The sequence below is a fragment of the Streptomyces sp. NPDC052721 genome, assembly GCF_040678315.1.
GTDB lineage: Bacteria > Actinomycetota > Actinomycetes > Streptomycetales > Streptomycetaceae > Streptomyces.
On record NZ_JBFATL010000066.1, the window covers coordinates 1 to 19,871 of the forward strand.

General features: G+C 72.3%; 19 protein-coding genes and 1 pseudogene. 14 read left to right on the top strand and 6 right to left on the bottom strand.

The window, feature by feature from the left end; translation table 11 throughout:
• Window positions 1-87: 87 nt before the first annotated feature.
• Window positions 88-684: an NAD(P)-binding domain-containing protein gene (locus AB0L21_RS37335; protein WP_365788513.1), complete on the bottom strand. Its 597-nt coding sequence runs from the start codon at window positions 682-684 to the stop codon at window positions 88-90.
• A gap of 71 nt (window positions 685-755) precedes the next feature.
• Between AB0L21_RS37335 and AB0L21_RS37340 the strand changes: the two genes are divergently transcribed.
• Window positions 756-1,148, top strand: coding sequence for a helix-turn-helix domain-containing protein (locus AB0L21_RS37340; RefSeq protein WP_365702883.1), 393 nt, complete (start codon window positions 756-758; stop codon window positions 1,146-1,148).
• A gap of 135 nt (window positions 1,149-1,283) precedes the next feature.
• Window positions 1,284-2,450, top strand: coding sequence for a serine hydrolase domain-containing protein (locus tag AB0L21_RS37345; protein ID WP_365788514.1), 1,167 nt, complete (start codon window positions 1,284-1,286; stop codon window positions 2,448-2,450).
• Here AB0L21_RS37345 and AB0L21_RS37350 read toward each other — a convergent pair.
• From AB0L21_RS37350 to AB0L21_RS37360, 3 genes and pseudogenes are all read right to left on the bottom strand, one after another.
• Window positions 2,440-2,967, bottom strand: coding sequence for a hypothetical protein (locus AB0L21_RS37350; RefSeq protein WP_365702887.1), 528 nt, complete (start codon window positions 2,965-2,967; stop codon window positions 2,440-2,442). The genes AB0L21_RS37345 and AB0L21_RS37350 overlap by 11 nt on opposite strands.
• Before the next feature lie 31 nt (window positions 2,968-2,998).
• Window positions 2,999-3,319 (bottom strand): annotated as a pseudogene (locus tag AB0L21_RS37355) (nitroreductase family protein); the annotation flags it as partial.
• Window positions 3,320-3,325: 6 nt separating this feature from the next.
• A complete protein-coding gene (locus AB0L21_RS37360; protein WP_365788515.1) occupies window positions 3,326-4,753 on the bottom strand; it encodes an NAD(P)/FAD-dependent oxidoreductase in 1,428 nt (475 codons plus the stop codon).
• 157 nt (window positions 4,754-4,910) lie between these two features.
• Here AB0L21_RS37360 and AB0L21_RS37365 point away from each other — a divergent pair, with 157 nt between their 5' ends.
• From AB0L21_RS37365 to AB0L21_RS37385, 5 genes are all read left to right on the top strand, one after another.
• The gene (locus tag AB0L21_RS37365; protein ID WP_365788516.1) at window positions 4,911-6,116 is read left to right on the top strand and encodes a DUF1343 domain-containing protein; all 1,206 of its coding nucleotides are present in this window, start codon (window positions 4,911-4,913) and stop codon (window positions 6,114-6,116) included.
• Between the two features lie 270 nt (window positions 6,117-6,386).
• Window positions 6,387-7,319, top strand: coding sequence for a GNAT family N-acetyltransferase (locus tag AB0L21_RS37370; protein ID WP_365788517.1), 933 nt, complete (start codon window positions 6,387-6,389; stop codon window positions 7,317-7,319).
• On the top strand, window positions 7,316-8,698 hold the full coding sequence (locus tag AB0L21_RS37375; RefSeq protein WP_365788518.1) for an ABC transporter substrate-binding protein: 1,383 nt from the start codon (window positions 7,316-7,318) through the stop codon (window positions 8,696-8,698). Before AB0L21_RS37370 ends, AB0L21_RS37375 begins: the two co-directional genes overlap by 4 nt.
• Entirely contained in the window at window positions 8,692-9,651 is a 960-nt protein-coding gene (locus AB0L21_RS37380) for a sugar ABC transporter permease (protein WP_365788519.1), read from the top strand. Before AB0L21_RS37375 ends, AB0L21_RS37380 begins: the two co-directional genes overlap by 7 nt.
• A gap of 14 nt (window positions 9,652-9,665) precedes the next feature.
• Complete coding sequence (locus tag AB0L21_RS37385; protein ID WP_365788520.1) at window positions 9,666-10,535, top strand: carbohydrate ABC transporter permease; 870 nt, start codon at window positions 9,666-9,668, stop codon at window positions 10,533-10,535.
• Between the two features lie 145 nt (window positions 10,536-10,680).
• Here AB0L21_RS37385 and AB0L21_RS37390 read toward each other — a convergent pair whose 3' ends face one another.
• The gene (locus AB0L21_RS37390) at window positions 10,681-12,120 is read right to left on the bottom strand and encodes a gamma-aminobutyraldehyde dehydrogenase (RefSeq protein ID WP_365702901.1); all 1,440 of its coding nucleotides are present in this window, start codon (window positions 12,118-12,120) and stop codon (window positions 10,681-10,683) included.
• 170 nt (window positions 12,121-12,290) lie between these two features.
• On the opposite strand from AB0L21_RS37390, the gene AB0L21_RS37395 reads away from it, so the two are divergent.
• From AB0L21_RS37395 to AB0L21_RS37425, 7 genes are all read left to right on the top strand, one after another.
• Window positions 12,291-12,812: an Lrp/AsnC family transcriptional regulator gene (locus tag AB0L21_RS37395; protein ID WP_030648963.1), complete on the top strand. Its 522-nt coding sequence runs from the start codon at window positions 12,291-12,293 to the stop codon at window positions 12,810-12,812.
• Window positions 12,813-12,831: 19 nt separating this feature from the next.
• Window positions 12,832-14,196 (top strand): aspartate aminotransferase family protein, encoded by a 1,365-nt coding sequence (locus tag AB0L21_RS37400; protein ID WP_103811146.1) that lies wholly within the window; start codon window positions 12,832-12,834, stop codon window positions 14,194-14,196.
• Between the two features lie 190 nt (window positions 14,197-14,386).
• Window positions 14,387-15,127 (top strand): ATP-binding cassette domain-containing protein, encoded by a 741-nt coding sequence (locus AB0L21_RS37405; protein ID WP_365702903.1) that lies wholly within the window; start codon window positions 14,387-14,389, stop codon window positions 15,125-15,127.
• Window positions 15,109-16,452: a hypothetical protein gene (locus AB0L21_RS37410; RefSeq protein ID WP_365788521.1), complete on the top strand. Its 1,344-nt coding sequence runs from the start codon at window positions 15,109-15,111 to the stop codon at window positions 16,450-16,452. Before AB0L21_RS37405 ends, AB0L21_RS37410 begins: the two co-directional genes overlap by 19 nt.
• A 96-nt stretch (window positions 16,453-16,548) precedes the next feature.
• On the top strand, window positions 16,549-16,956 hold the full coding sequence (locus AB0L21_RS37415) for a VOC family protein (protein ID WP_365702906.1): 408 nt from the start codon (window positions 16,549-16,551) through the stop codon (window positions 16,954-16,956).
• 34 nt (window positions 16,957-16,990) lie between these two features.
• Window positions 16,991-18,115, top strand: a complete 1,125-nt coding sequence (locus tag AB0L21_RS37420; protein ID WP_365702908.1) for a Rossmann fold nucleotide-binding protein — start codon at window positions 16,991-16,993, stop codon at window positions 18,113-18,115.
• A 177-nt stretch (window positions 18,116-18,292) separates the two neighbouring features.
• The gene (locus tag AB0L21_RS37425) at window positions 18,293-19,003 is read left to right on the top strand and encodes an LAETG motif-containing sortase-dependent surface protein (RefSeq protein WP_365788522.1); all 711 of its coding nucleotides are present in this window, start codon (window positions 18,293-18,295) and stop codon (window positions 19,001-19,003) included.
• A 61-nt stretch (window positions 19,004-19,064) separates the two neighbouring features.
• On the opposite strand, the gene AB0L21_RS37430 is transcribed toward AB0L21_RS37425, so the two are convergent.
• On the bottom strand, window positions 19,065-19,862 hold the full coding sequence (locus AB0L21_RS37430; protein ID WP_365702912.1) for a maleylpyruvate isomerase family mycothiol-dependent enzyme: 798 nt from the start codon (window positions 19,860-19,862) through the stop codon (window positions 19,065-19,067).
• Window positions 19,863-19,871: the final 9 nt, after the last annotated feature.

Sequence of the window (19,871 nt, forward strand, 5' to 3'; positions counted from 1 at the left end):
AGATTTCGCAATCCACACCGAACCCAGAAGGCCCTCACCTGTTCAAGCACCCAGCACGCGTGTCACCAACGTCCCGGGACAGCACACCTAGGCCCCGGAGAACTCCAGCGGGGGCACGATCGCCTGGGCGTCGGCGCCCTCCGCCACCCACAGCCTGATCAGCAGCGCGGCCGTCGCCTCCAGCAGCCCGGACCGGTCCAGTCCGCCGGCGTGCAGCGGCACACAGCCCAGGTCGTGCACGAGGCGTCGTACGACCGTGAGCGCGGCCTCGTCGTCCCCGCACAGCGGGACCGCGAGCGGGCGGCCGGCGAAGACGGGCGGGGTCAGCCGCCAGACGCTCTCGTGGCAGAGGTTGAACGCCTTGACCACGCGGGCGGTGGGCGCGGCGGCGGCGATGCGCTCGGCCGCCGCGGGGCCACCGGCCGTGAGCAGGGCGAAGCCGGGGCCCACCGGGTTGGTGCAGTCGACCAACACGCGCCCGCGCAGGGCGCCTTGGAGTCCGGTGACCACGTCCTCGGCTGCCGCGTGCGGCACGGCCAGCAGCACCGCGTCGGTGCCGTGCTCCGCCGCCGCCCGCAGCTCGCCGCGCGACCGGCCGGCCGCGACCACCTCGTGCCCGGCCCGCTCCCACTGTCCGCCCAGCGCCCGAGCCATCGAGCCCTTACCGAGAATCCCTATGCGCACAACGTCCTCCCCCAATGGGTGTGTCGGATACGCACAGGACAGTAGGGAGCCGCTCGGGCACCATTCGGTACGTGACCGACGACGATGCCTTCCTCGCCGACTGCCGGGCCCGGCTCGCCTTCGACCTGCTCGCCAACACCTGGAACGCGGTGGTGTTGTGGGCCCTCAGGGACGGGCCACAGCGGCCGGTCGCCCTGCGCGAGCGCATCGGCGGGATCAGCCCGAAGGTGCTGACCGAGACCCTGCGCCGGCTGGAGTTCAACGGCCTGGTGGAGCGGCGGGCCTACGGCGGCTCGCCACCCCGTGTGGAGTACGGACTCACCTCGCTGGGGCGGACGTTGCTCGCGCCGATCGACGCCTTCGGCGCCTGGGCGTTCGAGCACGGCGACGAGGTGATGGCCGCGCAGGAGCACTCCACCCGCGCGGGGCCGGCCCGTAGGGGTGATCCAGGGCAACTCCCTTAGACGTGCGGCTGGTTGCTCGGGGACGGGCAAGGGTCGTACGCCCTCCTCGGTGAGGATCCGCGGCCCGGCCCGGCGCCTGAGGATGATCACGCACCGTCTTCCGGACCCGACGCCCGCCCCCTCAAGGAGTCCCGCATGCCCCGCACCAGCCGTTCCGCCCTGCTGGCCGCCGCCCTCGTCACCGCGGTGGCCGCCGGCCCGCTGGCCGCACCCGCCTTCGCCGCGCCCGCGCCCTCGAAGTACCCCCGTACCACGACCGCCCGTACCACGACCGCCCCTGCCGCCGTCGGCCCCGACACGGAGGCCCTCGCCGCCGCCGTCGCCGGGCTGCCCGACCACGACGCCACCGCCGCGCTGCTCCGCGTCGGCGGCGACGGGACCTGGCACGGGACGGCCGGGGTGCGGGACGTGCGGACCGGGGCGCCGGCCCTGGAGAACGCGCGCTTCCGGGCCGGTTCGGTGACGAAGGTGGTGACCGCGTCGATCGTGCTGCAACTGGCCGCGGAGGGCCGGATCGACCTCGACGGGACCGTGCAGCGGTATCTGCCGGGCCTGCTCACCGAGGACTTCGCGCCGGTCACCGTACGGCAGTTGCTGAACTACACCAGCGGTCTGCGCCCGGGTGCGTCCCTCGGCGACACGGTGGAGGAGGGTTACCCGCACCGCTTCGAGACGCTGACGCCCCGGCAGGTCGTGGCGGACTCCGTCGCGCAGGGCCCGGCGTACGCGCCGGGCACGCGGCAGACCTACGGCAACATCCACTACACCGTGCTCGGCATGCTGATCGAGAAGGTGACCGGCGACTCGTACGCGCACCAGGCCCAGGTGCGGGTCTTCCGGCCGCTCGGCATGCGGCACAGTTCCTTCCCGGTCGGCGCGGACCCCCGGATCCACGGGCCGCACAACCGGGGCTACGACTGGATCGACGGCAAGCTGGTCGACGTGACCGACTGGAACATGTCCGACCGGTTCGCGGCCGGCGACATGATCTCCACGACCGCCGATCTGGAGCGGCTGCTGTTCGGGCTGTTCCGCGGCCGGGTGGTGCCGCAGCCGCAGCTGAAGGAGATGTTCACGCTGCCGGACGTGCCTGGCGCGCGGTACGGCGCGGCGCTGGAACGGTTCGAGGTGAACGGCAAGGTGATCTGGGGCAAGACCGGTTCGCGCCCCGGGTACGCGACGGTGTTGGCCGCGACCCGGGACCTGTCCCGCACGCTGGTCTACTCGGTCGACTCCACGGACGCGAAGGGCGACGGCCTGGCCGTCGCCCAGCGCTTCGCGTTCCCGGCGTTCAACCGCTGACGGGCGCCGGGACAGCGGACGGCACGCCCAGCGCCTCCAGCCGCTTGATCTTCTTCCGTACGGCGTACAGCGGGACGAACCCGAAGACCCCGAACGACATGTCGACGACGCTCCACCAGAAGGGGATGCCGCGGACCGGTCCGCAGACGAGGGCGAGCGGGATGATCCCGGCGCAGGCGATCATCCCGAACTCGACCACCCAGATGTTGCGGACGGGGTCGCGGTAAGGGCCGTAGAACGCGACCGCGATGACGAGGTGGGCGAAGGCGAGCCAGTCGGTGCCGTACAGGACGAAGGGGTGGTCGGCGTCGACGGTGTCCAGCCCGTCCCGCACCCGGGAGATCCACGCCATCAGCCCGGGCAGGTGCTCCGGCACGGACAGCGCGCGCAACGCGCTCTCGGTCCAGTGCAGTTCGTGCACCAGCGGGAAGGCGGTCGCCCCGCTGAGGACGAGGCACACGACGAAGAGGGCCAGCCAGACACGGATGCCCTTGAGCAGGGCGGCTCTGTCGCTCATGGCAGCAGCGTACGCCTGGAATTGAACATGTTCAAAACACTTCCCAGTGCAGCACCCGCTCCCGTGCGATGCGGCCTGCCGGCCGGAAGCCGGTGCCGAGGGTGTACGCGACGGGGATGAGCGCGGCCTGCATGACCTCCTCGTACGGGATGCCGAGCACCCGGGCCGACTCCCGCTCGTGGACGAGGTTCCCGGTGGTCCAGCAGGTGCCGAGACCCCGGGCACGGGCGGCGAGCATGAAGCTCCACACGGCCGGGAGGATGGACCCCCAGGTGCCGGCCTGGCGCAGTACGGGCGCGTCGTCGGTACGGCCCTCCACGCACGGGACGACGAGCGCCGGGACCTCGTGGAGCCCGCGTCACCAGTGCGGCGTCGCACCGAGGTGGCGCAGGGCCGAGGCCGCCGCCCCGGCGCCGCACATGCCGTGGGCGCCGGGCCCCGGCGGGGTGGCGGCGGAGCAGGAGAAGACGCCGGGCAGGGTGGTGGAGTAGGGGTCGAGGGCGGGGCGTGGGCCGGACAGGAGCCGGTGGACGGTACTGGCGCCGGTGAGGATGTCGCCGCCGGCGAAGTTGGGGTTGGCGGCGGCGAAGCCGGCCGGTGAAGTGGCGCGCAGGCCGGTGACGCGGTCCCGGGTGCCGGGGGCGAAGCGTTCGAGCTGGCCGAGGACGGCTTCCGTGGCGTCGCCGTCGTATCCGTGGGGGACGTGGGCGTAGGCCCAGACGGGGTGGACGTCGCCGACGGACCGGCCGGGGTCGGCCAGGTACTGCTGGGCGACCAGGACGAAGGGGCGCTCCGGCATACGGCCCTCGTTCACCTCCCTGGCCGCCCGTGCGACCTCGGCGAGCGTGCCGCCGAGGTGCACGAAACCCGACCGCCGGGCGTGCTCGTTCGTCCACGGCACGCCCTGCTCCACGGCCAGGTCCACCTTGAAGGCGGCGGGGCCGCGCCGGAAGCGCTGGTAGGCGCGGCGCACGCGGGTGGGCAGCCGGTCGCCGTACACGCGCGCGATCTGCGCGGGGTCGAGGTCGAGGAGGGTGACGTCGGCGGGCGGGATCTGGGCGTGGTGGGTGATGCGGACACCGGTCCGGACGCGGCCTCCGTGGGCGCGGAGTGCCTGTTCCAGGCTGCGGGCGATGGCCTGGGAGCCGCCTTCCGCGACGGCCCAACCGGAGGCGTGGCCGGCGGCGAGGATGCCGAGCCCGATGGCCGAGCCGAGCGGCTGGGACAGCGGGCGGAAGGAGTGCGCCGCGACCCCGGCCCACAGGGCCCGGGCCCGGGGGGTGGAGAAGAGGCGGGCGAGCAGGGTGGCGGGGAGTGTGGCGGGCAGGCCGAAACGGGCCAGGAGCAGGGGGTGGGAGGGGACGCGCAGGAGGGGGCCCAGCACATCGTGGCTCAGGGCTTCCCAGTGGTGCGCCGAGGGCTCCAGCAGGCGCCGGTAGCGGGGGCCGTCGGGGCCGAGCATGCGGGCGGTCTCCTTCACCGAGCGCAGCAGCACCCCCGCCGTGCCGTCGTCCAGGGGGTGGACGCAGTCGACGTCCGGAAACCGCCAGCGCAGTCCGTGGCGTGCGAGGTCCAGTGCCTTGTGCGCGGGCGAGGCGACGGTCATGGAGTGGACGGCCGAGCAGTGGTCGTGCAGCAGGCCGGGCAGGATCGCCTCCTGGCTGCGGGTGCCGCCACCCACCTCGTCCGCGGCCTCCAGGAGGGTGACGTCCAGCCCGGCCCGGGCGAGGAGCGCGGCGGCGGTGAGTCCGTTGGGGCCGCCGCCGACGACGGTCGCGGTGGTCATGAGGTGATGTCTCCCCCGGCACCCTGCGCCGCGAACCTCTGCTTTCGGTGCGAACAGCCGCTTCGGCGTGAACCGCCCTGAATCATTGCAAAATTCCCGGACATACCAGTAAATTGCGGCCCACCCTTCGAGACGTCACCGGCAGACGGGGCAACGGATGAGCACGGACGACCGCGTCGCGGTGACGACCGGGATCGCACGACTGCACGCGTCGCCCGGACTCGCCGGACCCGGCCGGCTGGGGCTGGTGACCAACCACACCGGCGTCCTCCCCGGCCTGCGCCCCGCCGCGCCCGCGCTGCTCGCGGCCGGCGCGCCGCTGGTCGCCCTGTTCGGACCCGAGCACGGGCTGCACGGGACCGGCCAGGCCGGGGAGGGCGAGACCGCCCGGCGGGACCCCGCCACCGGTCTGCCGGTCCACGACACCTATCGGTGCGACGGCGAGCGCCTCGACGCCCTGCTGCTCGACAGCGGCGTCGACGCCCTGGTGTTCGACCTCCAGGACATCGGGGCCCGGTACTACACCTACGTGTGGACGATGTTCGACCTGATGGTGTCGGCGGCCCGTACGGGCGTACGGTTCGTGGTCGCCGACCGGCCGAATCCGCTCGGCGGTCTCGTCAGCGAGGGCCCGCTGCTCGACCCGGCCTGGGCCAGCTTCGTCGGGCGCGCCCCCATACCGGTCCGGCACGGCCTCACCTGCGGGGAACTCGCCCGGTATCTCAACGCCTCCGCCGTTCCCCACGTCGCGGGCCGGTGCGCCGACCTGACGGTGATCGAGGTGGTCGGCTGGCAGCGCGCCATGGACGCGGCGGCCACCGGCCTGCCGTGGATCGCGCCCTCACCGAACATCCCGACGCCCGCCACCGCCGCCGTCTACCCCGGCACCTGCCTTTTCGAGGGGACGAATCTCTCCGAGGGCCGGGGCACCACGCAGCCCTTCGAGATCGTCGGGGCGCCGTACATCGACGCGCGGTTCGCGCCCGCGCTCGCCGAACTCGCCCTGCCGGGAGTGCACTTCCGTGACCTGCGTTACGTACCGACCTTCCACAAACACGCCGGACGGCCGCTGCGCGGGGTCCAGCTCCACCTCACCGACCCCGCGGCGTTCGCTCCCGTACGCACCGCCGTCGCGATGCTCGCCACGCTGCGGCGGCTGTACCCCGACGACTTCGCCTGGCACCTCTCGGACGGCGGCGCGGAGACAAGCGCGGAGCCCGGCGGCCGTCCCTTCATCGACCTGCTGTGGGGCTCCGACCGGTTGCGGCGCACCGTCGACGCGGGCGACGACCCCTTGCCACTGTGCGACCCGCCGGCACCGCCCGCCCACTGGGCGGGCGCCGGCGTGCTGCTCTACCCCTGAGTCCACGGCTGCCGTCGTACGCCCCGCTCCCGGGGCCGAGGCCGTACGCCGTGGCCCCACGGCCGACACCCGCACGCCCCACCCCGGAGCCGGACACCCCCAGCACCATGGCCGAGGCCGCACGCCCCGCCCCCGGGCAGAAGCAGGGTCGCCGGCCGCGTCCGGCTCCGCCAACGGCCCGCACCCACGCCCGCACCCGCGTAGGGAAGGACACCCCCGTCGATGACCGACCGCACGACGACGACCCGGCCCCGGACGCGTGGTTTTCGCGTGGGTGACGGACCTCGGCTGGTGGAGGCGTGGCGGCGGAGCGCGCCGGCCGACCCCATCACCCCGGACCGCTTCCGCTCCCTGGTGCTGCTCGACGCCAACTTTGATCCGGAGGGGCTCCGGGTCGCCGTGGAGGGCGACCGGGTCCTCGGTGCGGCCTACGCGGTGCGCCGTCTGACGCCGATGAGCGGCACGGACCTGGAGCCGGAGCAGGGCTGGATCCCGTTCTTCTTCGTCGACCCGGCCGCGCGTGGGCACGGCCTCGGCCGCCGGCTGCTGACCGACGCCCTCGACTGGCTGCACGGCCACGGCCGCACCCGCGTGGACTTCTCCTCGTACACCCCGAACTACATCCTCCCCGGGCTGGACGCCGAGACGTACCCGGAAGCGGCGAAGCTCCTCGACTCGCTGGGGTTCCGGACCCTGTACGAGGCGGCGGCGATGGACCGCGGCCTGGTCGGCTACCGCTTCCCCGGCGAGGCCGCGCGCCGCCGGGACGAACTGACGGCCCGCGGCTACCGGTTCGCCACCCCGTCCGACGACGACCTGGTGGACCTGGTCGCGCTCGCCGGGAGCCACTTCGACCCGGACTGGGCGCGGGCGATCCGGGAGTGCCTGGCCGCGGGCACGCCGCTCGACCGGATCGTCGTCGCCCGGGACCCGTCGGGCCGCCTGGCCGGCTGGGCGATGCACGGCGCGTACGTGTCGGCGGACGAACGGTTCGGTCCGTTCGGCGTGCTGGAGGAGATGCGCGGCACCGGGCTCGGCACGGTCCTGCTCCACCTGGTCCTGGAGCGGATGCGGGCGCGCGGCGCGCACACCGCTTGGTTCCTGTGGACCGGCGAGCGGTCCCCGGCGGGCCGGCTGTACCGCGCGGCCGGCTTCACCACGACCCGGGTGTTCCGCGTGCTGCGCCGGGAGGCCGCCCGATGACACCGGCCCGCCGCACCGACGGCCTGTCTGCCCGTCAGTCGCCGAACGGCACGGCCCGCGTGAGCCGCCGTCACGTCGTGCTCGGGCTGCCCTCGGCGCTGCTCGCCTCCGGCTGCGCGGCACCGCACCGGGGCACCGGGCGGCCCGGGGACCCGATCGTCCTCACCCTGCTCTCCCACTACGCGAGCGGCGAGCTCAAGGAGGCGCTGCGGGGCCCGGTGGACGAGTGGAACGCCACGCACGACCGGGTCAAGGTGCGGACGAAGGCCGTCGAGTTCACGGACCTGCTGACCACGTTCATGGTCCGGCAGGCCGCCGGCCAGGGCGCCGACATCCTCCACCCGTACTGCCTGTGGAACGGCCAGCTCGTCCGGGCCGGCGTCCTGCGGCCCGCCCCGGCCGAGCACGCCGAGGAGATCAGGCGCGGCTACAGTGCCGCGGCGGTCGGCGCCGCGTCGGTGGGCGGCAGGGTGTACGGCTACCCCACCGAGGTCCAGACGTACGCCTTGTACTACAACAAGCGGCTGCTGCGCGAGGCCGGCCTCGACGGCCCGCCGCGCACCTGGCGGGAGCTGGAGGACACGGCCTACCGCACCACCAGGCGGGACCGGTACGGCAACACGCTCGTCCAGGGCTTCGGCCTGTCGACCTACGACGACTCGACCACCGTCGGCCAGACGCTCGCGCTGCTCAACGCCGCCGGCGGAACCTTCGTCTCGGCGGACGGCAGGAGCACCGCCATCGACTCACCGGCCGGCCGGGCCGTGCTCGGCCTGGAGCACCGCCTCGTCGCCATGGGGGCCAGCTCCCCCGGCGTCAACGTCTACCGCGCCTTCCCGTCCGGGCAGGTGGCCATGGTGATCAGCGCCGGCTGGTGGACCGGGAGCCTGAAGACCCTGATGGGCAAGGACTACCGCGATGTCGGCGTCGCGCCGCTGCCCCTGCCGGAGACGGGCGGCGCACGCGCCACGCTCTGCACCGGTTTCATGCTCGGGGTCAACACGGCCAGTGCGCACCCGCGCGAGGCCTGGGAGTTCCTGCGCTGGCTCAACGCCGAGAAGACGGGCGCGAAGGGTGCGGTGGCGACCCGGATGAGCGCCCTTCAGGTGTCGGTCGGCTCCCTGACCGGCCGCGCCGACGACATGCGGAGGCTCCTGGGCGCGGGCGGCGGGAACAGCGGGGCCGGCGATCCGAACCTGCGGCCGTTCCTGGACGCGCTGGCCTACGCGGTACCGGAGCCGAACGTGCCGGGCGCGCAGCAGGCCAAGTCGCTGCTGCGCAAGAACATCGAGGCGCTGTGGACCGGCCAGCGGTCGGTCGAGGAGGCACTGCGCGTCACCCGCCGTCAGGTCGATCAGGAGGTGGCGCGCTCATGGTGAACGCCCTGGTGCCGGAGGCGGCCGAACGGACCCCCCGTGCGCGGGCCGCCGGACCCGCTGTCGACGGCCGCACCCGCCACCGGCGCCGCCAGACCGTCGTCGCCTACCTCTTCCTGGCGCCGGTGCTGCTGTTCTTCGCGGTCTTCCTGGTCCTGCCGCTCGGCTTCGCGCTGCTGCTGTCGATGTCCCACTGGTCCGGGTTCGCCCTCCGCGACATCGAGCCGGTCGGCCCGGACAACTTCTCACGTCTGTTCGCGGACGGATCGACGTTCCTGACGCCGGTCCTCACCAACACACTGCTGTTCGCCCTGGGCACCGTGGCCCTCGCCCTCACGGGCTCGGTGCTCGTCGCCACCTGCATCGACAAGCTGCGGTTCCAGGGGCTGTGGCGCACCCTTTACTTCCTGCCGATCGTCACGACCGTCGTCGCCGTCGGCAACGTGTGGAAGTACATGTACGAGCCGGGCGGTCTGGTCAACGGCGTCCTCAACGCCGTCGGGCTCGACTCGGTGGCGTTCCTCGCGGACCCGCACACCGCGCTGCCCTCGGTCGTGGTCGTCCAGGCCTGGGCCTCGCTCGGCTCGGCGGTCCTCGTCCTGACCGCCGGGCTGAAGTCCGTCCCCGAGTCGTACTACGAGGCCGCCGCGCTCGACGGCGCCGGACCCGTCACCGTCTTCTGGAAGATCACCCTGCCGCTGCTGCGGCCGTCTCTGCTGTTCGTGTGCGTCACCCAGTTCCTCACCGGGCTGCAGTCGTTCGCGCTGATCATCGTGATGACCAAGGGCGGGCCGGGTGACGCGACCGACGTGGCCGCGCTGGAGATGTACCGGCTGGCCTTCGGCTACGGCGACTGGGGCACCGCGAGCGCCGCCGCCTTCGTGCTGTTCGTGGTGGTCCTCGCGGTCACGCTGGCGCAGTTGTGGTGGTTCCGGCGCAAAGGGGAGGACGCGTGAAGGAGAGAGGACGAGTGAGCCGTCGCCGTTTCCCGTGGCTGTCGTATCTGGTGGTCGTGACCGGCGCCGTGCTCACGGTGGTGCCGTTCCTGGACATGGTGATGACGTCCTTCAAGGGCCCCGGCGAGTCCGGCACGCTGCCGTACCGGTTTCTGCCCCAGGCGTTCGACCTCTCCAACTACCGGGCGGCGATCAGCCAGTTGGACCTGCCGGTGCTGTTCCGCAACAGCGTCGTCGCCACCGCGCTGATCACCGGATCGGTGCTGCTCACCTCGTCCCTCGCGGGTTACGCGCTCGCCAAACTGCGCTTTCCCGGACGGGACTTCGTCTTCCGCCTCGTGCTGTCCACGATGATGTTCCCGCCGTTCCTCTTCTTCGTCCCGCACTTCCTGATCCTGGTGCACTGGCCGCTGGCGGGCGGCAACGACCTCTTCGGGCGCGGCGGCGCGGGCCTGACCGTCAGCATCGCGGCGCTCGCCGTGCCGTTCCTCGTCAACGGCTTCGGCATCTTCCTGACCCGCCAGTTCATGGTCGCGATCCCGGACGAGGTCCTGGAGGCGGCGCGCGTCGACGGCGCCGGCGAGTTCGCCGTGTGGTGGCGGATCGTGGTACCGCAGACCAAGCCGGTCCTGGTCACGCTCGGGCTGCTGACCTTCGTCGACGCCTGGAACGAGTACATCTGGGCGCTGCTCGTCTCGACCGCCAACCCGGACGTGATGACGCTGCCCGTCGGCATCCAGCTGCTCCAGGACTACGTCGACCCGACCCGCACGATGCCGATCGTCATGGCCGGTCTCGTCCTGAGCATCCTGCCGGTCCTGCTGCTCTTCCTGCTGCTGCAGAAGTACTACATCAGGGGCGTCATGCTCAGCGGCCTCAAGTGAACCCGGCACTGCGGGCGGCCACGCGCCAGAACCCCGGGCAGGCGGCGCGGCGGGACGGCGGGACGGCAGGGGCTCGGGGGAAGTCCGGACCACCCCGCAAGCATGCCGTCCCGCCGCGTGGACGGACGATCGGGCCGGGGAACCGTCAGCCGTCGAGCGACGTCATCACGTGCTTGATGCGCGTGTAGTCCTCGAAGCCGTACGCCGACAGGTCCTTGCCGTAGCCGGACTTCTTGAAGCCGCCGTGCGGCATCTCGGCGACCAGCGGGATGTGGGTGTTGATCCACACGCAGCCGAAGTCGAGCTTCTTGGACATGCGCATCGCGCGGGCGTGGTCCTTGGTCCACACCGAGGACGCGAGGGCGTACTCGACGCCGTTGGCGTACTGGACGGCCTGGTCCTCGTCGGTGAAGGACTGGACGGTGATGACGGGGCCGAAGACCTCGTTCTGGACGATCTCGTCGTCCTGCTTCAGGCCGGAGACGACGGTCGGGGCGTAGAAGTAGCCCTTGTCGCCGACCTGGTGGCCGCCCGCCTCGACCTTGGCGTGGGCCGGCAGGCGGTCGATGAAGCCGGCGACCTGCTTGAGCTGGTTGGGGTTGTTCAGCGGGCCGAACAGCACGTCCTCGTCGTCCGGCCGGCCGGTCTTCGTCTCGGACGCGGCCTTGGCGAGCGCGGCCACGAACTCGTCGTGGATGGACTCGTGGACGAGGACGCGGGTGGCGGCCGTACAGTCCTGGCCGGCGTTGAAGAAGCCCGCGACCGAGATGTCCTCGACGGCCTTGGCGATGTCGGTGTCCTCGAAGACGACGACCGGGGCCTTGCCGCCCAGCTCCAGGTGGACCCGCTTGAGGTCCTTGGAGGCGGACTCGGCGACGGACATGCCGGCGCGCACGGAGCCGGTGATGGAGGCCATGGCCGGGATGTCGTGCTCGACCATCATGCGGCCGGTCTCGCGGTCGCCGCAGATGACGTTGAAGACGCCCTTGGGCAGGATCGAGCCGATGATGTCGGCGATCAGGACGGTGGAGGCCGGGGTGGTGTCCGAGGGCTTGAGGACGACCGTGTTGCCGGCGGCGATGGCCGGGGCGAACTTCCACACGGCCATCATCATCGGGTAGTTCCACGGCGCGACCTGCGCGCAGACGCCGACCGGCTCACGGCGGATGATCGAGGTCATCCCGTCCATGTACTCGCCGGCCGAGCGGCCCTCCAGCATCCGGGCCGCGCCCGCGAAGAAGCGGATCTGGTCGACCATCGGCGGGATCTCCTCGGAGCGGGTGAGCCCGACCGGCTTGCCGGTGTTCTCCACCTCGGCCGCGATCAGCTCCTCGGCGCGCTCCTCGAAGGCGTCGGCGATCTTCAGGAGGGCCTTCTGCCGCTCGGCCGGCGTGGTGTCGCGCCAGCCCGGGAAGGCGCGGGCGGCGGCCTCCATGGCGGCGTCCACGTCCGCCTGCCCGGACAGCGGCGCGGTGGCGTACGCCTCGCCCGTCGCGGGGTTGACCACCTCGGTGGTCCGTCCGTCGGCGGCGTCCCGGAACTCACCGTCGATGTAGTTGCGCAGACGACGCAGCTCGGTGCTCACTGCCGGCCTCCTGATCTGGTTCAAGCTGTCCGATTTCTGAGACACCCACCCTAGTCGGCGTACCGACGTTTTCAACACCCCCACCGCGACGACTTCTGCGAAATCCGCAAGGTCGGGTCTTGCAAACAACGAATTTCATCGATCGGCCCTTGCGAAACTGTCGAGACGTCGTGCACAGTGAGCCCGTGGCCAGTCGAAGCGCAGACCAGAGGGACTCGTCCCGCGAGTCCAGGAACGGCGGCAGTCCCCAGCTGGACGCCGTCTCCCTCGCCATCATTCAGCAGCTCCAGGAGGACGGCCGCCGGCCGTACGCCGCGATCGGCAAGGCCGTCGGCCTGTCCGAGGCGGCCGTGCGGCAGCGCGTGCAGAAGCTGCTGGACCAGGGCGTGATGCAGATCGTCGCCGTCACGGACCCGCTCACCGTGGGCTTCCGCCGGCAGGCGATGGTCGGGATCAACGCCGAGGGCGATGTCGAGAAGATCGCGGACGCGCTGACTGACATGTCGGAAGTCGAGTACGTGGTGATGACCGCGGGCTCGTTCGACATCCTCGCCGAGATCGTCTGCGAGGACGACGACCACCTGCTGGACGTCATCAACAAACGCATCCGGTCCCTGCCCGGAGTGCGCTCCACCGAGAGCTTCGTCTACCTGAAGCTCAAGAAGCAGACCTACATGTGGGGAACCCGATAACCGTGAGGACCCGATAACCGTGAGCAGCAAGGACCTCAGCCGCACCGCGTACGACCACCTGTGGATGCACTTCACCCGCATGTCCTCGTACGAGAACTCCCCCGTCCCGACCATCGTCCGGGGTGAGGGCACCTACATCTACGACGACAAGGGCAAGCGCTACCTCGACGGTCTCGCGGGTCTGTTCGTGGTCCAGGCCGGTCACGGCCGCACGGAACTCGCCGAGACCGCCTTCAAGCAGGCCCAGGAGCTGGCCTTCTTCCCGGTGTGGTCCTACGCCCACCCCAAGGCCGTCGAGCTGGCCGAGCGCCTGGCCGACTACGCCCCGGGCGACCTGAACAAGGTCTTCTTCACCACCGGCGGCGGCGAGGCCGTCGAGACCGCCTGGAAGCTCGCCAAGCAGTACTTCAAGCTCCAGGGCAAGCCGACCAAGTACAAGGTCATCTCCCGCGCGGTCGCCTACCACGGCACCCCGCAGGGCGCCCTGTCGATCACCGGCCTGCCGGCGCTGAAGGCTCCCTTCGAGCCGCTGGTCCCGGGCGCGCACAAGGTCCCGAACACCAACATCTACCGCGCCCCGATCCACGGCGACGACCCGGAGGCCTTCGGCCGCTGGGCCGCCGACCAGATCGAGCAGCAGATCCTGTTCGAGGGCCCGGAGACCGTCGCCGCGGTCTTCCTGGAGCCGGTGCAGAACGCCGGCGGCTGCTTCCCGCCGCCGCCCGGGTACTTCCAGCGCGTGCGCGAGATCTGCGACCAGTACGACGTGCTGCTCGTGTCGGACGAGGTCATCTGCGCCTTCGGCCGCCTCGGCACGATGTTCGCCTGCGACAAGTTCGGCTACGTCCCGGACATGATCACCTGCGCCAAGGGCATGACCTCGGGCTACTCCCCGATCGGCGCGTGCATCGTCTCCGACCGGATCGCCGAGCCGTTCTACAAGGGCGACAACACCTTCCTGCACGGCTACACCTTCGGCGGCCACCCCGTGTCGGCCGCGGTCGGCCTCGCCAACCTCGACCTGTTCGAGCGCGAGAACCTCACCCAGCACGTGCTCGACAACGAGGGCGCCTTCCTCCGGACCCTCCAGAAGCTGCACGACCTGCCCATCGTCGGCGACGTCCGCGGCAACGGCTTCTTCTACGGCATCGAGCTGGTGAAGGACAAGAACACCAAGGAGTCCTTCAACGACGAGGAGACCGAGCGCGTCCTGTACGGCTTCCTCTCCAAGGCGCTGTTCGACAACGGCCTGTACTGCCGTGCCGACGACCGCGGCGACCCGGTCGTCCAGCTCGCCCCGCCGCTGATCTCCGACCAGGGGACCTTCGACGAGATCGAGCAGATCCTGCGGGCCACCCTCACGGAGGCGTGGACCAAGCTCTGATCATCCGACGGGATGACCGAGCCGGCCCCGGTGCCCTCCGTTCGAGTGAGAACGGCGGCCCGGGGCCGTGTGCTGTCCCGGCTCCCGTGCGGGACCTGCCTAGCGTGCCAGTGACCGATCGGCCCTGCCTTCGTTCCCCCGGACGGGGGAACAGGCACGGGAAAACGGATCTGAACCGAGGTGTACGCCCATGGAGGCTCCGCCGGACAACGACGTGCTCTGGGCACGCTCCCTGCACTTCAGCCACCGCGACGGCTCCCCCGGACTCGCCGGGATCTCGCTCGGCGTACGGCAGGGCGAGATCCTCGCCGTCAGCGGCCCGCGCGGCAGCGGCAAGACGACCCTGCTGCGCTGCCTGTCCGGCCTGGAGCCGGTGCGGTGCGGCGAGGTCTGGTTCAACAGCTCCCCCGTGCACACGCTCGGCCCGATGGCCCGCGAGCGGCTGCGCCGGGACCGCTTCAGCTGGATCGACCCGGAGCCGGCCCTGATCCCCGAGCTGAACGTCTGGGAGAACGCCGCGCTCCCGCTGATGCTGCGCGGCGCCGGGCGCCGCCGGGCCAAAGTGGCCGCGCTGGAGTGGCTGGAGCGGCTGGACGTCGGCGAGAAGGCCCGCAGCCGCCCGCGCGACCTGCAGCACGCCGAACGGCAGCGGGTCGCCATCGCCCGCGCGCTCGCCCCCGGGCCCACGGTCCTCTTCGCCGACGAGCCCACGGCCCCGCTGCACCGCGCCGACCGCGCCCACGTCCTGCGCACGCTCACCGCGGCGGCCCGTTCGCACGGCATCACGGTCGTCCTCGCCACGCACGACGCCGAGACCGCCGCCCTCGCCGACCGTACGGTGGCCCTGCTGGACGGGCGGCGCGTGCACACCGTGCACCTGCCGGACAGCCCCGACACGGAAGGCCGGGCCGCGTGCTCGCTCTCCGCCTGACCCGTGCCGCCCGGCCCGCCGTCCAGCTGCGCCGCCTGCTGGTGGCCGCGGCGTCGGCGGGCACCGGTTTCCTGCTGCTGTCCTGCCTCGGCCACGCCCTGAACCACCCGGAGGCCGCGGGTGCCGCCGCGCTGCGCCTGGCCTGGTGCGCGGTGCCGCTCGCCGCCACGGTGTACCTCGCGCTCGCGGTCGCCCGCACCGACCCCGGCACCCGGCCGCGCCCCGGCCTGTCCGCCGTGGGCCTGGGCCCCGCCCGGCTCATGGCCGTCTCCGCCCTGACGACGGCCCTGTCCTGCACCCTGGGCTCGCTGCTGGCCCTGCTGGTCTTCCTCCACCTGCGCGGCGACCTGACGGGCATGCCGTTCGACGGCGCGGCGGCGGACGTCCTGGCGGCGGACCGCGCCCTTCCCCTCCCGGCGACCCTGACCCTCCTCGCCCTGCTCCCGGCCACGGCGACGACCGTGGTGGCCCTGGCCCTGCGCCCGAGAGACCCGGTCCCCCCGCCCCGGACCGGCCGGGGCTTCGGCCGCTTCGGGGCGTACGGGGGGTCGCCGAAGAAGGAGACGTTCGGGACGGCAGGACGCTTCAGGGGACGGGCAGCGGATCCGAAGGCACCGGGCGCGGCGCACCCGCATCCCGCGGACGGTGGTGCCGCTGGGGCGATGGACGCGGACGACAACGCATCGGCGCCGCCTACCGCGACCGACCCCGAGCCCCTCACACCGGCACCGGCACCGGACACCGGAGTCCAGCCCCCCGCCGGCCTCCCCTGGGGCGTGGCCCTCGTCACCGCCGGACTGGCCGTACAGGCCTATGCCGGCCGCTCCGTCCCCGCCCCGTCGCTCGCCGTCCTCGTCGGCTGGCTCCTCACCGCCACCGGTCTCGTCCTGGCCGCCCCCGGCCTCACCCACCTGTGCGGACGGCTTCTGCAGTCCACCCGCCCGGGGGCGCTGAGGCTGCTCGCCGGCCGGGTCCTCATGGCGGAGGCCGCCCGGATCGGCCGCCCGCTGGGCGTGGTCTGCGCGGTGGCGTCCGCCGGCTACGCCATGACCGCCCTGTACGGCGGCGGCGGCCCGGCCCCCGCCTTCGGCCCGCTGTCCGCGCTCGGCGCACTCGTCGTCGCCGGCTCCACGCTCGCCACCCTCCTCACCGCGGCCGTGGAGGCCCGCCAGTGCCGCGCCGACACGATCGCCGCGCTGCTCCGCCTCGGCGCGCCCGCCGCGGTGCTGCGCGCCGCCGCCGCCCTCCGCGCGGTCGCCCTGCTGGCCCTGTTCGGCCCGCTCACTCTCGGGATCGCCGCGCTGTCGGCACTGCCGCTGACCTGAAAAAAACTTCAGCGGTCCCCGATGAGTCCGGCGCGGGCCGCCGGTCTACCCACCGAACGCGACGCACCACGCACGACCCGGACGGGAGAGGCCCGCATGTACCAGCAGATGATCTTCGTGAACCTGCCCGTGAACGACCTGGACGCCTCGAAGAAGTTCTTCACGGAACTCGGCTACTCGATCAACCCGCAGTTCAGCGACGACAAGGCGGCCTCGGTGGTGATCAGCGACACCATCGTCGCGATGCTGCTGACCAAGCCGTTCTACGCGACCTTCACCAAGAAGGAGATCGCCGACGCGACGACGACCAGCGAGGTGCTGGTCTGTCTGAGCGCCGAGAGCCGCGAGAAGGTGGACGAGCTGGTCGACAAGGCCATCGCCGCCGGTGGTACGGCGAGCGGTCAGACCCAGGACCACGGCTTCATGTACGGCCGGGCCTTCGACGATCTCGACGGCCACACCTGGGAGGTCGCGTGGATGGACCCGTCGGTCGTCCAGAGCTGACCCCGCGGGCGAACATCCGTGCCAGCATGGGCGGGTGCAACCGACACCCGCCCAGCCGCACCGTGCCGCCCACGACCGCGAGATAGAGTCCCTCGCCGAGTTCGACGAGGTGGTCGCCGAGCACGGCTCGCTCGCCCGGTTCCGGGTCCAGGCCGTCGACCTGACCAGCCGTACGGACGTCCTGCTCGGCCTCGACACGACGGGCGCCGTCTTCCTCGGCTGCCCGATGGACCCCGAGGCCGCCGCCCGGGTCCGGGCGGCCGGGGCCCTGGTGTTCCCGCCGGTACCCGGACTCCCGTTCGACCCGTACCGCGCCTTCGTCTACACGCCCGACGAACTGTTCGCGTCGCTGGACGCGGGCTACGAGCTGACTCCGGACGCACGTGCCTACGCCTGGTTCCAGCGGACGAAGGCCGACGGTGACGTCTTCGCCTCGATGCTCCGCGCGATCCACGACGACGCCGTCTCCGACGCCCTGGACGAACTCCTCGCCGGCGCCCGGGTGGTGGGCGTCATGGGCGGCCACGCGATGGCCCGGGGGACCGACGCGTACGCCGGTGCCGCCCGGCTCGGCCGCGAACTGGCCCGCGCCGGTTACACGGTGGCCACCGGCGGCGGACCGGGCGCGATGGAGGCGGCCAACCTCGGCGCCTATGCCGCTCCGTTCGCCGACGACATGCTGGACGACGCGCTCCGGCTGCTCGCCAAGGCACCCTCGTTCCTGCCGTCGGTCAGCGAGTGGGCGCGCGCCGCGTTCGAGGTGCGTGAGCGCTGGCCGGGCGGCGGGGACTCGGTGGGCATCCCCACCTGGTTCTACGGCCACGAGCCGCCGAACGCCTTCGCCGCGCACATCGCCAAGTACTTCGCCAACGCCACCCGCGAGGACGGCCTGCTGGCCCGCTCCACCGCCGGGGTGGTCTTCCTGCCGGGCGCCGCCGGGACCGTACAGGAGGTCTTCGACAACGCGACGCCCAACTACTACGCGTCACGCGGTGAGCCGACCCCGATGGTGCTCGTGGACGGCGGGCACTGGACGCGGGAGCTGCCGGCCTGGCCGTTGCTCCGGTCGCTGGCTCGGGGACGGGCGATGGAGTCCCGTATCGCCCTCGTTGACCGGATCGAGCAGGCCCCGGACGCGCTCAAACGTCTGGGCGGTTAATAAGCGGGCAAAGTCAACGGCCGTTGACGGCCGATGCGTTGACACTTCTTATGGAGCGCTTATAAACCTGTGAGCCTCCCGGGGTTGCTGGGGCCTCAGCTCGTTTGTCTCTCATCCGTCGCCCCAACTCCCCCTCCACCCCCCGCAATTGCACTCTGTAAAGGACAAACGTTGTCCATGACTCTCCGTAGCGTACGCCGTTCCGTGCGCGTTCTGGGTGTCGCCTCCGGGTCGGCGGCGCTGGTGCTGGGCCTGGCCGGCTCCGCTCTCGCGTGCAACATCAAGGACTTCTCCGCCGAAGCCAAGTGCGACGGCGACAAGGGCGTCATCGTCGTCACCGACACCGACGCGTCCGCCAAGGACGCCACCGTCAGCGTCTTCCTCAAGGGCGTCGGCGGCATCGAGACCAAGATCGGCGAGCAGCCGGTCAAGGGATCCAAGGAGGGCGTCCGGATCACCTTCTCCGAGGACTGGAAGCCGAGCGCCACCTACCGGATCCACGTCAAGGCCGGCACCATCGTCGACGAGGACATCCGGCCGGACCTGGTGACCCCGTCCACCGCCTGCAAGACCGAGAGCGAGACCCCTAAGCCGACGGCCAGCGCGACCCCGTCGCCGTCCTCGTCGCCGTCGTCGTCGCCGTCGCCGAGCAAGTCCGCCCCGGCCCAGCCGGCGACCCCGGCCCCGTCGGCCTCCGGCACCGGCTCCGCCCCGGCCGGCACCTCCGAGAACGCGCCGTCCCCGGCGGCCGGTGAGTCCAACCTCGCCGAGACCGGTGCCAACTCCAACACCGGTCTGATCGCCGGCGTCGCGGCGCTCCTGGTCGTCGTCGGCGGTGGCGCCGTCTGGTTCGGCATGCGCCGCCGTGGAGCGAGCCGCAACGGCTGACCTCACCGCCGTACCGCCTCCGGCCCGTCCCCCTGTGCCCAGGGGGACGGGCCGGCGTGCGTCAGCCGAACGCGGTCCGCTCCAGCCAGAACTCCAGCACCTCGCGGTCGCCGAGCACCTCCAGGCCGGACGCGTCCAGCGGCAGCCGGCGGTAGAACGCCAGCAGCACCGAGGTGAGCGGGCCGCGCAGGGCGACCGTGGCCTTCTCGTGCCCGCGCCGCCAGCTCATCCCCTCCTCGCCCAGCTCGACGATCCACTCGGCGTTCAGGGCCGGGCCGGCGTCGGTGGCGTGCAGATGGATCGACCGCTCCGGGCCGCGCAGATCCCTCGCCGCCTCGCGGGGCGTGTTGCGCTGCACCCACTCCACCAGCTGCAGCCACTCGTCCAGCGCGTCCGCCGCGATGTCCGGGGCGACCTCGTAGGGCAGCCCGGCGGCGAGCGTCGCGTCGGCCCGGTGCACGGTGATCTCGCAGGCCATACGGCGGGCCCAGAAACCGGTGTCCAGCATCCCGGTCCACGTCCACACCCCGGTGTCGGGGCCGGCCTCGCGCAGCGCGCCGACGACCAGCTCGCCGGCGCCGGCGAGCCACTTGTCCAGGGCCGCCGCGTCCCCGCGCTCCTGCGGACCGGCGCCCAGCGGCACCTGCTCCGGCGGGATGCTCTCCTGCGCCCGGGTGCGCACCAGGGCGTCCACCCCGCGCAGGGCGCCCCCCAGGTGACGGACGAGGTCCTCCAGCGACCAGTCCGGGCAGGTCGGCACGGTGGCGGACAGATCGACGCCGGAGGTCACCACCGTTCTCAACTGCTCGACCTGGTGGGCGATCTCGTCGCAGTAGCGGTCATGCGTGAGCAAAGACATGACCTCACC

Coding starts and splice junctions, on each gene's coding strand:
- AB0L21_RS37350 (WP_365702887.1), bottom strand. CDS start 2,967: ATGAGCGACAGAGCCGCCCTGCTCAAGGGCATCCGTGTCTGGCTGGCC.
- AB0L21_RS37365 (WP_365788516.1), top strand. CDS start 4,911: ATGAGCACGGACGACCGCGTCGCGGTGACGACCGGGATCGCACGACTG.
- AB0L21_RS37380 (WP_365788519.1), top strand. CDS start 8,692: ATGGTGAACGCCCTGGTGCCGGAGGCGGCCGAACGGACCCCCCGTGCG.
- AB0L21_RS37360 (WP_365788515.1), bottom strand. CDS start 4,753: ATGACCACCGCGACCGTCGTCGGCGGCGGCCCCAACGGACTCACCGCC.
- AB0L21_RS37425 (WP_365788522.1), top strand. CDS start 18,293: ATGACTCTCCGTAGCGTACGCCGTTCCGTGCGCGTTCTGGGTGTCGCC.
- AB0L21_RS37405 (WP_365702903.1), top strand. CDS start 14,387: ATGGAGGCTCCGCCGGACAACGACGTGCTCTGGGCACGCTCCCTGCAC.
- AB0L21_RS37430 (WP_365702912.1), bottom strand. CDS start 19,862: ATGTCTTTGCTCACGCATGACCGCTACTGCGACGAGATCGCCCACCAG.
- AB0L21_RS37415 (WP_365702906.1), top strand. CDS start 16,549: ATGTACCAGCAGATGATCTTCGTGAACCTGCCCGTGAACGACCTGGAC.
- AB0L21_RS37375 (WP_365788518.1), top strand. CDS start 7,316: ATGACACCGGCCCGCCGCACCGACGGCCTGTCTGCCCGTCAGTCGCCG.
- AB0L21_RS37345 (WP_365788514.1), top strand. CDS start 1,284: ATGCCCCGCACCAGCCGTTCCGCCCTGCTGGCCGCCGCCCTCGTCACC.